The sequence below is a fragment of the Deltaproteobacteria bacterium genome (assembly GCA_020848745.1).
In the GTDB taxonomy this organism is placed as follows: Bacteria; Desulfobacterota; Binatia; order UTPRO1; family UTPRO1; genus UTPRO1.
Genome location: JADLHM010000105.1, coordinates 15048 through 30186, shown reverse-complemented (window position 1 = coordinate 30186; position 15139 = coordinate 15048). Strand labels below are relative to the sequence as shown.

The following is a 15139-nucleotide window of genomic DNA, read 5'->3' as shown; positions in this document are numbered from 1 at the left end:
AATCATTTTCAAGTAATCGCCATGTTCTCCATGCGTCCCCGACGACCCGTCGCCGCGCTCGTGATGCTCGGCCTCCTCACGTTCGGCGCGGCCTCGGCCGCCGCTGGGTCTGCCACCCGCGCCGAGCTGGTTATGGGAACGATCGCGCGCGTCACGCTCGCGGACCCGCGGAGCGACGTCTTCGAGGCGGCGTTCGCGGCGCTCCGGCGCGTCGACGCGACGATGAGCCTCTACCGGCCGGAAAGCGCGCTCGTCCGGGTGAACCTCCACGCCGCGCGCCATGCCGAGCCCGTGGACGCCGAGCTGTTCGAGTGCCTCGCGCGCGCCCGCGCCCTGAGCGCGCTCACCGACGGCGCGTTCGACGCGACCGTCTTGCCGCTCTTGCGGAGGTGGGGCGCCTATCGGGAGCTCGCGCATCTTCCGCCCGGCCGCGTCGACGCCGTCGGGTGGGGCGGCCTCCTCCTCGACGCTCCGACCCGTACCGTCCGCTTCGCTCGCGACGGGATGGCGGTCGACCTCGGCGGGATCGCCAAGGGCTACGGCCTCGATCGGGCCCGGGCGGCGCTTCTGGCCATGGGCGCACGCCGCGGGGTCATCGATCTCGGGGGTAACCTCGCGCTGCTCGGCGAGGGTCCGGAGGGCGGTTGGCGCATCGCCGTCCGCGATCCCGAGGACCCGGAGGGCAGTGTCGGAACGCTCGTGCTCGATCGCGACCTCGCCGTCTCGACGTCCGGCAACTACGCGCGCGACTTCGCCGCCGAGGGCTGGCGCGCGCCGAGCCACGTCTACGATCCGCGTACCGGACGTCCCGTGGGCGGTGATCTCGCCGTCACGGTGTGGGCGCCCGACGCCACGACCGCCGACGCCCTCTCGACGGCGCTCCTCGTGGTCGGCCCCCCGGGGGCCGCCGCCGTCCTGGCGCGCTTGTCCGGCGTCGGCGCGCTGTTCGTCGAGGACGGCCGTATCACGTTCGCCGGAGTACCGCCCCGAGGCTTTGACCCGCGTCCCGCCGCCTCCCCGCCGGCCGTGCGCCCCGCCATCATGGAGAGCAGGCAATGAAGAATCGTCGTATCGTCGCGTGGTCGCTCTTGGTCGTCCTCCTCGCCGCCCAGACGGGGATCGTGCCGGCGTTCGCCGCCGACGATCCGCGCATCCGCGCCTATCAGGAGCAGCTCGATCGCATGCAGAAGGAGATGGAGGACATGCGTGCGCGCCTGCGGGCGCTCGAAGCGGAGCGGGGCACGCCGAGCCGTGCGCCGAAGGGAGCGGCGGCGCCCGCGGCGACCGCCCCCGCGGCGTCCCCATCCGCGCAGGAGGTGACGGCCGGGGCGGCCGCCGAGCAGGATCGCAAGATCGGCGTCCTCGCGACGGAGGTGGATCGTCTCAAGCGTGCCCTTGTCCTCCCCGAGCACAAGGAGCTCAAGAGCGTCTACGGCCTCGGCCCGGCGGCGTCGAAGGTCTACCAGGTCGACCGCGGCCTCTCGATCGGCGGCTACGGGGAGTACAACTTCCAGAAGTACGTGAGCGATCAGCAAGGGAAGCGCGATCGCTTCGACGTCCTGCGCTTCGTCCTGTACACCGGCTACAAGTTCACCGATCGCATCCTGATGAACGCGGAGATCGAGTTCGAGCACGCGCTCATCGGCGAGGAGACCGTCAGCTCCGACAGCGGCGCGGTCGAGGTCGAGTTCGCGTACCTCGACTTCATGCTCTGGCAACAGCTGAACGTGCGCGCCGGTCTCCTCCTCGTCCCGATGGGCTTCATCAACGAGGTGCACGAGCCGCCGTTCTTCCACGGCGTCCTCCGTCCGGAGGTGGAGCGCTCGATCATCCCGACGACCTGGCGCGAGGGCGGCGTCGGCTTCTTCGGAACCCTGGCGCCCGGGCTCGAGTATCGCGCCTACCTCATGAACAGCCTGAACGCCGCCGGCTACGAGTCGAAGGGCATTCGCGACGGGAGGCAGAGCGGCAACCGCGCCGTCGCCGAGGACCTCGCCGGCACGATGCGCCTCGATTACACGCCCTTCGCGGGGACCATGGTCGGCGCGTCCTTCTTCGCCGGCAACACCGGCCAGAACGGCGAGTTCGACGGTGACAAGCCGAATGCCTTCACGCTGCTCTGGGAGGCGCACGCGCAGGCCCGGTACCGGGGCCTCGAGCTCCGCGTGCTCGGCGCGATGACCTCGATCGACGACGCCGACACGCTGAGCCGCGCCGCCGAGGAGACGATCGCCGAGGACATCTTCGGCTTCTACGCCGAGGCCGCGTACGACGTCCTTCCGCTCGTCCTTCCGGACACGACGCAGTACCTCTCGCCGTTCTTCCGCTACGAGATCTTCGACACGCAGGACAAGGTGCCGCGGGGCTTCGCCCGCGTGCCGGGGAACGACGTCCAGCTCTACACTGTCGGCCTCGACTACAAGCCGCACCCGCAGGTCGTCTTGAAGCTCGAGTACCGCAACTTCAACGCGGGCGGCGGCAAGCCGCGCGCCGACGAGGTCAACCTCGGCGCGGGATTCGTGTTCTGACGGTGCGCGTTCGGCGTCTGCGGCTGGCGGCGTTGCTCGGCATGGTCGTCGCGGCGTGTGCGGCGGGCCGCGCGGCGCGCGCCGCCGTCTTCCTCGCCAAGGACGAGGCGCTGGCCCTCGCGTTTCCCGAGAACGACCGCATCGAGGAGCGGGTCGTCATCCTCACCGACGCCCAGAAGGCCGAGGTCGAGCAGCGCGCCCGCGCGCCGCTCGACACCCAGCTGTGGACGATCCACGTCGGCTGGAAGGCCGGAGCGGTGCAGGGCTACGCCGTCATCGACAGCCACATCGTCCGCACCTTGCCCGAGACGTTCATGGTGGTGGTCGATCCCGACGGCAAGCTCCGCCGGGTCGACGTGCTCGCCTTCCACGAGCCGCCCGAGTACCTCCCGACCGAGCGCTGGATCGGGCAGTTCGACGGCCGCGCGCTCGACGGCGATCTCAAGCTCGGCGCCGGCATCCAGGGCATCACCGGCGCCACGTTGAGCGCGCAAGCGATGACGGCCGGCGTGCGGCGCGCTCTGGCCCTCGTCGCGGTCGTGGTGCTCGCCCCGGACGCGGAGCGCGCGGCCGGCGCGCCCGTCTCCGCGCCGGAAGCCGGTGCCACGCCCGCCGCCGTTCCGGGGACGGGACGCTAGATGCGCTTCACCATCACGCGCGACTGGAAGGACAACCGGCTGCTCCGGCTCGTGCTGGTGTGGTTCCTCGTGTTCGTCACGCTCCTCTGGGTGACCAACGCGCTCCTCTATTTCGCCAAGATGACGTTGAACCCGGCGTCGGTCGTCGCCTACTACCTCGGCGACGAGGCGATGTTCACCCAGCCGCGGAGCTATCAGGGCCTCCTCGAGATCACCCACTTCCACCTCTTCGCCATGGGCATGCTGGTGCTGACGATGACGCACCTCCTGCTCTTCGTGCCGATGCCGAACCACCGCAAGGCGCTCGTCGTGAGCCTCGCGTTCACGGCCGCCCTCGCGGACGAGGCGGCAGGCTGGCTGGTCCGCTTCGTCTCGCCGCTCTTCGCCTGGCTCAAGGTCGCGGCCTTCCTCGGCCTCGAAGCCGTGCTCGCGTTCATGATCGGCGCGGTGCTCTGGGCCATCTACACCATACAACCGAACGACTACCGCTCGAGCGCGCCGGACGACGACGACTGAGCGCAGACAGGAGATCCCGATGATGAAGCGACTGCTCGTGATGATGGCCGCCGCCGCCGTGCTCGCGGCCGGCTGCGGTGACAACGACAACGGCCATGGCGGCGGCAACGGGACGCCGGCGCCCACGGCGACCGCGACGCCGACCCAGGTGACCGCCGCCGCCGTCGTTGCCCACTACGCCGACGGGCTCCATGCCGCCTACCAGGACGCCCTCGCGGGCGCGGAGGCGCTGCGCGATGCGATCGACGCCTTCGTCGAGGCGCCGAGCCAGGCGACGTTCGACGCCGCCAAGGCGGCGTGGATCGCGGCGCGCCCGGCCTATCAGCAGAGCGAGATCGGCCGCTTCTACAACGGGCCGATCGACGATCCCGAGACCGGCCCCGAGGGTCGCATCAACGCCTGGCCGCTCGACGAGAACTACATCGACTACGTCGAGGGCGCGCCGACGAGCGGCATCGTGAACGATCCGGCCGGGTTCCCGGTAATCGACCGGGAGACGCTCGCGGCGGCGAACGAGGACGGCGGCGAGACCAACGTCGCGACCGGCTACCACGCGATCGAATTCTTGCTCTGGGGACAGGACCGCAGCGCGACGGGGCCGGGCGCCCGGCCGTTCACCGACTACGTGACCGACGGCACCGGCACGGCGGAGAACCAGCAGCGCCGGGGCGCGTACCTGCAAGCGGCGGCGGATCTGCTCATCGACGATCTGGAGCAGGTGGTCGAAGCATGGGCGCCGGGCGACGCCGGCAACTACCGGGCCGAGTTCCTCGCCCTCGACCCCGAAGAGGCCCTCGGCCGCATCCTCACCGGGCTCGGGACGCTCAGCGCGAGCGAGCTCGGCGGCGAGCGCTTGAGCGTCGCCTTCGAGACCCGCGACCAGGAAGACGAGCATTCGTGCTTCTCCGACAGGACCCGCGACGACCTCGCGAACGACGCCGTCGGGATCCAGAACGGCTACCTCGGGCGGTACCGCGACCTCGACGGCCCGGGCCTCGACGATCTCGTGCGCCAGGTCGATCCGGCGCTCGACGCGGCGGTGCAGCAGCAGCTCGCGGCGAGCGTCGCCGCGATCCAGGCGATCCCCGAGCCGTTCGATCAGGCAATCCTGGGTGCGGACGAGAGCCCGGGGCGCGTCGCCGTGGAGGCGGCGATCACGGCGCTCTTCACGCAGGCCGACGGTCTCGCGGGCGTCGCCGACGCGCTCGGCGTGTCGATGGGCACCGGCGCATGAGGGAAGGCCACCGAGCGACGTGAGGGCCGGCGCATCCCATGGCGCGGCCGCGCTGCTGCTCGGCGCGGCCGTCGCGTTCGCGGCATCCGTCGCGCGCGCCGCCGTCTGCGGGGACGCCGACGGGAGCGGCGCGGTGTCGCTCACCGACGGCGTGCGCGCGCTTCGCACGGCGGCCAACCTCGCCGCCGGCTGCGAGGTCGCGGTGTGCGACGTCGACGGCAGCGGCGCCGTCGGTGTCACCGACGGCGTGCGCCTGCTGCGCGCCGCGGCCGGGCTCGACGGCGCGCTCGTCTGTCCCGGCCTCGCGCCCGATCCGCGCTCGGGCGGTGATGCGACCGTCTTCGACGCCTCCGTGAACGCGTTCGGGCAGCCCGCGCCGAATCTGCCGTTCGGCGAGCGTCCCGACTTCTTCACCGGCAACGCGCTCTTCAATCGCAACTGGGTGACGGCGCCGTCGTCGACCGTCGGCAGCGACGGTCTCGGGCCGATCTTCAATGCCGCGTCGTGCTCGGCCTGCCACTTCAAGGACGGGCGCGGCCGGCCGCCGATCGCCGACGGCGAGGCCTTCGAGTCGCTGGTGGTGCGCTTGAGCGTCCCGGGCGACGACGCCTCCGGCGGGAGCGTGGCCGATCCGCGCTATGGGCGTCAGCTCGGCAACCGTTCCATTCTCGGCGTGCCCGCCGAGGGCGCGCCGCGCCTCGTCTACGAGGAACGCGCGGGATCGTACGACGACGGCGCGCCGTACCGCTTGCGTGCCCCGCACCTCGCGATCGACGCACTCGCCTACGGGCCCCTCGCGCCCGACGTGCTGACGTCGGTACGGACCGCGCAGCAGATCGTCGGCCTCGGCCTCCTCGCGGCGGTCGACGAGGCGACGCTCCTCGCCCACGCCGATCCAGACGACGGGGACGGCGACGGCATTTCCGGCCGGCCGAACCTCGTCTGGGACCGCCGGCGCGGCGAGCCGGCCGTCGGCCGGTTCGGCTGGAAGGCGAGCACGCCGACGATCGAGCAGCAGACGGCCGGCGCATTCGTCGGCGACATCGGCATCACGTCGCCCCTGTTCGAGTCCGAGGACTGCACGGCCGCCGAGGCCGCGTGCGCGGACGCGCCGAACGGCGGCGTGCCGGAGATCGACCAACTGAAGCTCGACCTGGTGACGTTCTACGTGACGTTGCTCGCGGTGCCGGCCCGGCGCGACGTCGATGACCCGATCGTGCGCCGCGGCGAGGCGCTCTTCGCGGCGTCGGGCTGCGCGTCCTGTCACGTGCCGACGCTCGCCACCGGCGAGCTCGCCGGATTTCCGGCGGTCTCGGGACAGACCATCCATCCGTACACCGACCTCCTGCTGCACGACCTCGGGCCGGATCTCGCCGACGGACGCCCGGACCACCTCGCGAGCGGCAGCGAGTGGCGGACGCCGCCGCTCTGGGGCCTCGGCCTCGTGCTCACGGTGAACGACCATCTCTTCCTCCTGCACGACGGGCGCGCGCGCGGCTTTGCCGAGGCCGTCCTCTGGCATGGCGGCGAGGCGACGTCCGCGCGCGAGGCGTTCCGGGCCCTTCCGGCCGACGACCGCGCCGCTCTCGTACGCTTTCTGGAATCGTTGTGACAAAAGGACGCATGATGCTCTCGAGAACGATCCTGGTGGCGGCGGTCGCGGTGCTGGCGCTCACGGGCGCGGCGCGCGCCCAGATCTGCGGGGACGCGGACGACAGCGGCGCGATCAGCGTGACCGACGGCGTGCGCGTCCTGCGCGCGGCGGCCGGGCTCGGCGAGTGTGAGCTCGCGCGCTGCGACGCCGACGGAAGCGGTGCCGTCACCGTGAGCGACGGTGTCAACGTGCTGCGCGCGGCGGCCGGCCTCGGGATCCCGACCGGCTGCCCGACGGGCGGGTCGCTCGGGCCGCGGCGCACCTTCCTCCGCGACCTCTCGAGCGCCGGCGCGATCGCGGGCTATCGCGCGCTCGCCGCGGAAGCCACGTCGTTGCAGGTGGCCGTCGAGGATCTCGTGACCGCGCCGGGGGGCGAGCGCCTCGCGTTCGCACAAGCGGCGTGGCGGGCGACGCGGCGCGCGTGGAAGGAGACCGAAGCGTTTCGTCTCGGTCCTTCGGAGTCCCAGCGGACGAGCGCGCGGATCGACTGGCCGACCGCGAACACGGCCCAGATCGACGCGGAGGTCGCCGGCGGCAACGCGCTCTCGTCGGCCTACCTCGACACGCTCGGTGCGCAGAAGGTCGGGTTCCAGGCGATGGAGTACTTCCTCTTCGACCCAGTCGGCGGCGATGCGGGCGTGGTGGGCCGTCTCCTCGGCAACGAGGACGCGCGGCGGCGGGCCTATCTGCTGGCGCTCTCCGTGAACGTGCGCGAGCGGACCGAGGAGCTTCGCGATGCTTGGGAGCCGGGAGGCGGCGACTTCGGTCGGGACTTCGTCGACTCTGGCATCGGCGGTTCGACGTTCGCGTCCTTGAAGGAGGCGTTCGACGAGGTCGTGAACCGCATGATCTTCACGGCCGAGAACGTCGAGGAGAACCGGCTCGGCGCGCCGCTCGGCGTGGACGCCGGCGGACCGCGTCCCGACCTCGTCGAGTCGCCGCGCAGCGGCGACGCCCTCGCCGGCATCGGCGCCAACCTCCAGGGCATCGCCGACGTCTATCGCGGCACCTACACGGGCGGACAGGCGACGGGCCTGGGCTCGCAGGTGGCGCCGCTCAGCGCCGAGATCGACGCGGAGGTCCGCGCGCTCCTTACCGAGGCGCTGGCAGCCGTCGCGGCGGTGCCGGAGCCGCTCGCGGACGCCGTCGTGAACCATCGCGACGAGGCGCTCGCGGCGTACGAGGCGGTGCAGCGGTTGCGGCGGGCGTTGACGGTGGACGTGGCGAGCGTGCTGGGGGTCAAGCTCACCTTTGGAGGCAACGACGGCGACTGACGGTCACGCGCTGAAAAGCGGGCATCTGCGTCGTTGCTCCCTCCTTCGCTTGTGCGACGTAGCTCCGCTACGCCTCCGCGCTCAGTCGGTCGCGCCTAGCATCTGCCCGCTTTTGAGCGCGCTCCGGTCGCTGGTGGGTGGATTGGTGGGCGAACTCGCTTCGCTCGTCGCCTTCCGAGGTTCTGGTGGTTGGCTTCGCTTCGCTCGCCTTCGCGAGATGAGGGGCGCGTGGCGGTCATTGCCGGGTTCGCCGGTGGACGCAGCTTCGCTCGTCTTCTTTCGGGTGGCGTTCGGGACGGTGATGGCGGCGGCGGTCGTGCGGTACTTCGCGTACGGGTGGATCGACTCGTTGTTCGTGCGGCCGCGGTTCTTCTTCGCGTATCCGGGATTCGAGTGGATCCGGCCTTGGCCGGCGTGGGGGATGCATCTGCACTTCGCGGCGCTCGGGGTGCTCGCGCTGGCGATCGCCGCGGGGTGCTGCACGCGGCTCTCGCTCGCGCTCTTCGCGCTCGGGTTCACGTGGGTGCACTTGCTCGACAAGACGATCTACCTGAACCACTACTACCTGGTCAGCGTGCTCGCGGCGGTGATGTGTCTCCTGCCGATGGGCGTCGCGGGGTCGGTCGATGCGTGGCGCGCTCCGGAGCGCGCGGCGGAGCGCGTGCCGGCATGGGTGGTGTGGGTGCTGCGGGTCCAGCTCGCGCTCGTCTACTTCTACGGCGGCGTCGCGAAGCTGAACACCGACTGGCTCGTGCATGCGCAGCCGCTCCGTATCTGGCTGGCGGCGCGCGGCGACCTGCCGCTGCTCGGGCCGTGGCTGGAGGAGCCGTGGGTAGCCTGGGCGTTCAGTTGGGCGGGCGCGGCCTTCGACCTCGGCGTCGCGCCGTTCCTGTTCTGGCGGCGGACGCGGCTTCTCGCGTACGTGGTGGTCGTCGTGTTCCACGTGCTCACGAGCCTGCTCTTTCCGATCGGGATCTTTCCGTGGCTGATGATCGGGCTCACGCCCGTTTTCCTCGATCCGGGATGGCCGCGGCGCGTGCGCGCCGCCGTGGCGGCGGGGCTTCCGGCCATGGCGTGCGGGGCGCGTACGCCCGGCGCGGGACGCGTGGCGATCGTACCGGCCGAGCGCGTGGTCATGAGCGTGCTCGTGCTGCACCTCGCGCTCCAGGCGACGATCCCCCTCCGGACGTTCGTCGCGACCGACGACGTCGCGTGGACGGAAGAGGGCTTCCGCTTCGCGTGGCGCGTGATGGCGATGGAGAAGGCCGGGACCGCGACGTTTCGGCTGCGCGACCCCGCGACCGGCGCGGTCTGGAAGGTCGACCCGCGCGCCGAGTTGACGCCGCTCCAGGCGAGCATGATGGCGACCCAGCCCGACATGATCGCGGACTACGCACGCCATCTCGCCGCCGATGCGCGGCGCGCGGGTCGCGGCGAGGTCGAGGTGCGCGCCGACGTCTGGGTCTCGCTGAACGGCCGTCCGAGCCGCCGTTTCGTCGACCCCGACGCCGACCTCGCGCGGGCGGCGCGCGCGCCGGTCCTGCCGCGCCCACCAGGCTGACGCGACCGCGTGCCGCACCCGGTGGATCGCCGCGGCTCCGCGCCGATGCCGTTCAGACCGCCGACACGCTTCGCTCGGCGCACGCCGCCGCCCACGCGAGCCCCGCAACCGACGCCAGCATGGTGAAGACCAGCGCGGTCGTGGACGTCGGCAGCGGTCCGAGCGAGGAGCCGACCTGCAGGAGGACGAGCACGCCGAGCCCCCGCGCGATCGCCCGGCGCGCCGGCGCGGGGGTGCCGGGGCGGCGCGCGCAGAAGGCCGCCGTGGCGATGAGGAGCGCGATCTCGACCACGAAGGCCACGAGCGGACGGTTCCAGAGCGCGAAGCCGAGCTTCGCGTCGCCGCCCGCGAGCGTGAGGTCCGGCCGGTGTACGATCAGGTCGAGCACCCAGTGCGACAGCACGACCGCGCTGACGACGACGCCGGCGCGCCAGGAGCCGCCGAGCGCGCCGATGCGCGCGACGACGACCGCCGCGAGCGCGGCCCACGCGAGCGATCCGACGAGGCTGTGGGTGAACGGCATGTGCTCGAGCACCAGCGGATTCGAGGGCAGGGCCGGATCGAGCGTGAAGCGCTCGATGCCGGCGAGCACGAAGAACGCCCATACGACGTCGACGAGCTGCGCCGCCACGAAGAACACCCAGAGCGGGGTCCGGGGCGCGACCGCCTTGCCGACGAACGCGGAGCTGTAGTGGCCGACGAGCACGGCCGACGTAGTACGGGGTCCGCGTGGCCGGAGCAAGGGCCGCGCGCGCAGGGGCCGGCTCAGCGCGGCGCCGGCAGTCGGAACGCGCGCTCGGTGTTGGCGACCGTGAGCCGCGCCGCCTCGGCGACGTCGACCTCGAGGACGCGCGCGACCTCGTCCACGACCTGCCGCACGAGCGCGGGCTCGTTGCGCCTCCCGCGGTGCGGGATCGGTGCCAGGAACGGCGCGTCGGTCTCGACGAGGATGCGGTCGCGCGGGGTGAGACGCACCACTTCGCGCAGCCGGTCGGCGGTCTTGAAGGTCACGATCCCGGAGAACGAGAGAGCGAAGCCGAGCGTCAGGCACGCCTCGGCTTCCGCGGGCGTGCCGCTGAAGCAGTGGATCACCCCGCCGACCGCCGCCGCCTCTTCCTCGGCGAAGATGCGGAGCAGGTCGGGGAAGGCGTCGCGACAATGGATGACGAGCGGCAGGTCGACGCGTCCCGCCTCGCGAACGAAGCGGCGCAGGTGTCGCTGCTGTACGTCGGCCGGGGAGTGCTCGTAGTAGTAGTCGAGGCCGGTCTCGCCGACCGCGACGACCTTCGGGTGCGCCCAGAGGCGGCGGAGCTCGTTCCAGGTGTCGTCGGTGACGTCGCTCGCGTCGTGCGGGTGGACGGCGACGGCGGCGAAGATGCCGGGGTCGCGCTCGGCGATCGCGACGGCGGCGTGGTTGCTCGCGAGCGGCCCCCCGGCGCCGACCGTGATCATGCGGCCGACGCCGGCGGCGCGGGCGCGGGCGATCACCGCGTCGCGGTCGTCGGCGAAGGCGTCCTGGTCGAGATGGCAGTGTGAGTCGACGAGCGGCACCACCGTCGCGGGCGGCCGCCAGCCGGCGGCGCGCGGCCGTGCCGTCACGCCGCCGTCGTCACTGGAGGTTTCCATCGCGGACCGGCGCTCAGGGCTCGATGCGGGGAAAGAGCGGGACCGGCTTCTGCACCGTGTGGCCGGCGGGGAACGCCGCGCCCCACGCCGCGCCCGGCAGCCGCAGCGCCCCGGTCGGGAGGCCCAGGAGCTCGATGATGCGTCCGGACGTTTCGGGGACGAACGGCGCCGCGAGCTGCGCCGTCGTCCGCAGCGCCTCGAGGAGATTGTGCAGGATGGCGCCGACCCGCGGCTTGGTCGCGGGATCCTTCGCGAGCGTGAAGGGCGCGGTCTCGACGATGTATTTGTTGGCGTGGTCGGCGGCGCGCAGGATCGCTTCGAGCGCGCGCGACAGCATGAGGTCTGCGACCTGCGTTTCGACCTCGCGGGCCGCCTCGGCGAAGGCGGCGGCGAGGGCGGCGTCCTCGGGCGTCCGCTCGCCGAGCGGCTGCACCACGCCCGCGAAGTACTTCTGCTGCATCGAGAGCGTCCGACTGACGAGGTTCCCGATGTTGTTCGCGAGGTCGGCGTTGATGCGGGTGACGAGCGCGTCCTCGCGGAAGTCGGCGTCGAGGCCGAAGACGCTCTCGCGCAGCAGCACGTAGCGGAAGGCGTCGCGTCCGTACTTGGCCTGCATGTCGAGCGGACGGACGACGTTGCCGAGACTCTTCGACATCTTCTGCCCGTCGACCGTCCAGTAGCCGTGGACGTTCAAGTGATCGTAGAGCGGCAGGCCCGCGGCCATGAGCATCGTCGGCCAGTAGACCGCGTGCGGCTTCAGGATGTCCTTGGCGATGAAGTGCTGGGCGGCCGGCCAGAGCGTCCGGAAGCGCTCGGGGCCGAGCTCCTGCACCGCGGTCACGTAGTTGATGAGCGCGTCGAACCAGACGTACGTCACGAAGCGGTCGTCGAAGGGCATCTCGATGCCCCACGTCAGCCGGCTCTTCGGGCGCGAGATGCAGAGGTCCTCGAGCGGCTCGCGCAACATCGCGAGCACCTCGTTCCGGTAACGCTCGGGGCGGATCAAGTCGGGCTTGGACTCGATCGCCGCCAGGAGACGCTCCTGATACTTCCCCATCCGGAAAAAGTAGTTCTCCTCCTCGATGAAGTCGGGGACGGTCTTGTGGTCGGGGCACTTCCCGTCGACGAGCTCCTTCTCGGTGTAGAAGCGCTCGCATCCCGTGCAGTAGAGCCCCCCGTAGCTGCCGAAGTAGATGTCACCGGCGTCGTGGACCTGCTGCAGGATCTTCTGGACGGTGCGGACGTGGTCGGCGTCGGTCGTGCGGATGAAGCGGTCGTAGGTGAGGCCGCTCGCTTCCCAGGTGCCGCGGAAGATGCCGCTGATGCGGTCGGTGTAGGCTTTCGGCTCCTCGCCGGCAGCCGCGGCGGCCTCGGCGATCTTGTCGCCGTGCTCGTCGGTGCCGGTGAGGAAGTAGGTGTCGTAGCCGCGCTGCCGGTGGAAGCGCGCGATCGTGTCGCAGATGAGGATCGTGTACGCGGAGCCGAGATGTGGCTCGGCGTTCACGTAGTAGAGCGGCGTCGTGACGTAGATGCGCCGCGCTCCGTTTGCGGTTGCGTCAGTCGGCACGCTTCTCGACCAGATCCTCGAGCGTCACCTCGATCTCGACGTCGTCGTCCGCCCGCCGCACGACGGCGGTCTGCTTCAGCACGTCGTGGCGGAGCACGACGCCGTCGCCCTTCACCGACGTCACCCGGACGCCGATCTTCGGGAGCTCGCGCCGCAGCTCGAGATAGGTGTCGTACTCGTAGCGCAGGCAGCACTTGAGGCGTCCGCACATGCCGGAGAGCTTCGCGGGATTGAGCGACAGCCCTTGCGCCTTCGCCATCCGCACCGACACCGCCTGGAACTCGCGGAGCCAGGTCGAGCAGCAGAGCTCGCGGCCGCACGGTCCGACGCCCCCGAGCATCTTGGCCTCGTCGCGGGCACCGATCTGTTTCATCTCGATCCGCATGTGCAGCCCGCCAGCGAGGTCGCGGACGAGCTCGCGAAAATCGACTCGTCCCTCGGCGGTGAAGTAGAAGACGCCCTTGGTCCCGTCGAAGAGCACGTCCACTTTCACGAGCTTCATCCCCAGGGCGCGCGCCCGGATGCGCTGGAGGCAGAACCGGAAGGCTTCGTGCTGGCGGACCTGGTTCTGCTCGTCGCGCGCGAGGTCGCGCTCGTCGGCGCGGCGGAGGACGCGCGGCGCGTCGTCGGCGGCGGGCGCGGCCGGTCGCGGCGGGCGCGCGATGGTCGCGAGCACCGTCGTGCGCCGGACCTCGACGACGACGCGGTCCCCGCGCGCGAGATCGAGGCCGCCGCAATCGTAGTCGTGGATCAGGCCGGCGGGCTGGAACTGCACGCCCACCACGTGAGGCGTGGACGAATGGATGGCGCTGGTCATGTCACTCGAGGCGCATCAGCATCTGGACGAGGGCCAGATTGCGGTTGGCGTTCTGACGAAGGGCACGCATCGTAGCATACGTCGTTTCGAGATTGCGAAGACTGCGCGCGACGTCGGGTGCGCCGACCGCGTCGACGAGGTCGGCGTTCTGCAGCTCGGCGTCGGCGCCGAGCACGGCCCGGCGCAAGAGGTCGCGGTGCCACGACGCGACGAGCGCCAGCACCGCCGTCGGATCCTTCTCCTCGCTGGCGAGCGTCTGGGCGAAGTCCGTGAGCTGCTTGAAGCCGGCGCCGCGGAGCCCCGCGAGCGCCGCCAGCAGCTCGCGGCGCCGCCGGCCGAAGAAGTCGGGATCGAGCCCGAGGGCGACGCCGGGGCTGCCGTTCGCATAGGCGGCGAGCGCGCGCGCATCGGCGGCGGTCCGGCCGTGGCGCTCGAGGATCGCGACGACGTCCGCGGTTGGGAGCGGCCCGAAGCCCACGCGCTGGCAGCGCGACAGGATCGTCGGCAGCAGCACCGATTGCTGGACCGCGACCAGCACGAGCACGCTGTCGCCGTTCGGCTCCTCGAGCGTCTTCAAGAGGGCGTTCTGCGCCTGCGCGGTGAGGAGGTGCGCGTCGTCGATGATCCCCACCTTCGGATGGCGGGAGAGCGAGCGGAAGCCGAGCTCGCGCTGCAGGTCGCGCACCTGCTCGATCGAGATGTCGCGCTTGCCCTCGAGCGGCCCGGTGACGATGCGCACGTCGGGATGGGTGCCGGCGGCGATCGTCCGGCAGGCGGTGCAGGCGCCGCAGGCCGCGAACGGCGTGGTGTCGCAGTGCAGGCCGGCCGCGAGGGCGCGCGCGACCATGCGCTTGCCGACCCCTGCGGGTCCCGTGAACACGAACGCGTGCGCGAGGCGGCCTGCTTCGAAGCCGCGGCGGAGATGCGCGATCGCGCGCTCGTGGCCCCGGACGTCGGCGAAGCGTACGACGGGGGTGCGCGCGGCGGGTGCCGGCTCGGGCGCGGCGGGGCGGCGGGGCGGCATGCTCAGGCGCTCGCCGAGGCGGCCGCGGCGCGGAAGCCGTGGGCGTCGAGCCAGGCGACCGTCACGCGCGCGACCTCCGCGCTGACGTCGGAGAGCGCGCGGCTCGCGTCGATGCGATGGACGCGTCCGGATGCCGCCGCCGCCTCGGCGAGGAATCCGGCGCGGACGCGCTCGTGGAAGGCCCGGTCGAGCGCCTGGTAGCGGTCGGTCTCACGGTGGCGGCGCTCGGCGCCGAGCTCGATCGGGCAGTCGAGGAGGAGCGTGAGGTCCGGGACCACGCCGGCGGCGCTCTCGGCGTTCCAGCGGCGGACGCGCGCGAGGTCGCGGCTGCGGCCGTGTCCCTGGTACGCCATGGTCGAGTCCGTGAAGCGGTCGCAGAGCACGACCGCGCCTTCGGCGAGGGCGGGCGTGATCACGGTCGCGACGTGCTCGGCGCGGTCGGCGAGGAAGAGGAAGAGCTCGGCGTCGGGCGCGAGGGCGAGTTCGCGGCCGAGCACCATGCGGCGGAGCTCGCGCCCGAGCGGCGTCGCGCCCGGCTCGCGGGTGGTCACCAGGCGATGGCCGCGGCCGGCGAGGAGCGCCGCCAGCCGCTCGACCTGCGTACTCTTCCCGGCGCCGTCGATTCCCTCGACCGTGATCAGGCACCCGCGGGCTCGGCTCGGTGGACTCACGTCGGCGACCTCGAAGGGCGGGGACTGTA

The 15139-nt window shown here is 71.9% G+C and carries 14 protein-coding genes; 8 read left to right on the top strand and 6 right to left on the bottom strand.

The genetic code is table 11. The features are described from left to right. Positions 1–30: 30 nt before the first annotated feature. From IT293_15905 to IT293_15870, 8 genes are all read left to right on the top strand, one after another. A complete protein-coding gene (locus IT293_15905; protein ID MCC6766143.1) occupies positions 31–1059 on the top strand; it encodes an FAD:protein FMN transferase in 1029 nt (342 codons plus the stop codon). Continuing rightward, on the top strand, positions 1056–2528 hold the full coding sequence (locus IT293_15900; protein MCC6766142.1) for a DUF3138 family protein: 1473 nt from the start codon (positions 1056–1058) through the stop codon (positions 2526–2528). The genes IT293_15905 and IT293_15900 overlap by 4 nt, the downstream gene beginning before the upstream one ends. A 2-nt stretch (positions 2529–2530) precedes the next feature. Then, positions 2531–3166 carry an FMN-binding protein gene (locus tag IT293_15895; GenBank protein ID MCC6766141.1) on the top strand — a complete coding sequence of 212 codons (636 nt, stop codon included), beginning with the start codon at positions 2531–2533 and terminating at the stop codon, positions 3164–3166. Further along, on the top strand, positions 3167–3682 hold the full coding sequence (locus IT293_15890; GenBank protein MCC6766140.1) for a hypothetical protein: 516 nt from the start codon (positions 3167–3169) through the stop codon (positions 3680–3682). A gap of 19 nt (positions 3683–3701) precedes the next feature. Next, positions 3702–4916 (top strand): iron-regulated protein, encoded by a 1215-nt coding sequence (locus IT293_15885; GenBank protein ID MCC6766139.1) that lies wholly within the window; start codon positions 3702–3704, stop codon positions 4914–4916. 247 nt (positions 4917–5163) lie between these two features. Next, the gene (locus IT293_15880) at positions 5164–6528 is read left to right on the top strand and encodes a thiol oxidoreductase (GenBank protein MCC6766138.1); all 1365 of its coding nucleotides are present in this window, start codon (positions 5164–5166) and stop codon (positions 6526–6528) included. A gap of 11 nt (positions 6529–6539) precedes the next feature. Further along, the gene (locus tag IT293_15875; GenBank protein MCC6766137.1) at positions 6540–7844 is read left to right on the top strand and encodes a hypothetical protein; all 1305 of its coding nucleotides are present in this window, start codon (positions 6540–6542) and stop codon (positions 7842–7844) included. 253 nt (positions 7845–8097) lie between these two features. Next, on the top strand, positions 8098–9405 hold the full coding sequence (locus tag IT293_15870; protein ID MCC6766136.1) for an HTTM domain-containing protein: 1308 nt from the start codon (positions 8098–8100) through the stop codon (positions 9403–9405). Between the two features lie 52 nt (positions 9406–9457). Here the strand turns inward: IT293_15870 and IT293_15865 are convergent, their stop codons facing one another. The 6 genes from IT293_15865 to tmk are packed head-to-tail and all read right to left on the bottom strand — an operon-like array spanning position 9458 to position 15110. After that, entirely contained in the window at positions 9458–10111 is a 654-nt protein-coding gene (locus IT293_15865; protein MCC6766135.1) for a hypothetical protein, read from the bottom strand. A 59-nt stretch (positions 10112–10170) separates the two neighbouring features. Next, complete coding sequence (locus tag IT293_15860; GenBank protein MCC6766134.1) at positions 10171–11031, bottom strand: TatD family hydrolase; 861 nt, start codon at positions 11029–11031, stop codon at positions 10171–10173. Positions 11032–11044: 13 nt separating this feature from the next. Continuing rightward, a complete protein-coding gene (metG, locus tag IT293_15855) occupies positions 11045–12598 on the bottom strand; it encodes a methionine--tRNA ligase (protein MCC6766133.1) in 1554 nt (517 codons plus the stop codon). Next, complete coding sequence (locus tag IT293_15850) at positions 12588–13415, bottom strand: hypothetical protein (protein MCC6766132.1); 828 nt, start codon at positions 13413–13415, stop codon at positions 12588–12590. Before IT293_15850 ends, metG begins: the two co-directional genes overlap by 11 nt. 1 nt (position 13416) lies before the next feature. Then, positions 13417–14439, bottom strand: coding sequence for a DNA polymerase III subunit delta' (gene holB / locus IT293_15845; protein ID MCC6766131.1), 1023 nt, complete (start codon positions 14437–14439; stop codon positions 13417–13419). Between the two features lie 2 nt (positions 14440–14441). Then, positions 14442–15110 (bottom strand): dTMP kinase, encoded by a 669-nt coding sequence (tmk, locus tag IT293_15840; GenBank protein ID MCC6766130.1) that lies wholly within the window; start codon positions 15108–15110, stop codon positions 14442–14444. Between the last annotated feature and the right edge of the window lie 29 nt (positions 15111–15139).

Bases quoted from the DNA above. Each gene is read 5' to 3' on its own strand.
- IT293_15860 (MCC6766134.1), bottom strand. From the start codon at position 11,031: ATGGAAACCTCCAGTGACGACGGCGGCGTGACGGCACGGCCGCGCGCC.
- IT293_15890 (MCC6766140.1), top strand. From the start codon at position 3,167: ATGCGCTTCACCATCACGCGCGACTGGAAGGACAACCGGCTGCTCCGG.
- IT293_15850 (MCC6766132.1), bottom strand. From the start codon at position 13,415: ATGACCAGCGCCATCCATTCGTCCACGCCTCACGTGGTGGGCGTGCAG.
- IT293_15905 (MCC6766143.1), top strand. From the start codon at position 31: ATGCGTCCCCGACGACCCGTCGCCGCGCTCGTGATGCTCGGCCTCCTC.
- IT293_15885 (MCC6766139.1), top strand. From the start codon at position 3,702: ATGATGAAGCGACTGCTCGTGATGATGGCCGCCGCCGCCGTGCTCGCG.
- holB (MCC6766131.1), bottom strand. From the start codon at position 14,439: ATGCCGCCCCGCCGCCCCGCCGCGCCCGAGCCGGCACCCGCCGCGCGC.
- IT293_15875 (MCC6766137.1), top strand. From the start codon at position 6,540: ATGATGCTCTCGAGAACGATCCTGGTGGCGGCGGTCGCGGTGCTGGCG.
- IT293_15900 (MCC6766142.1), top strand. From the start codon at position 1,056: ATGAAGAATCGTCGTATCGTCGCGTGGTCGCTCTTGGTCGTCCTCCTC.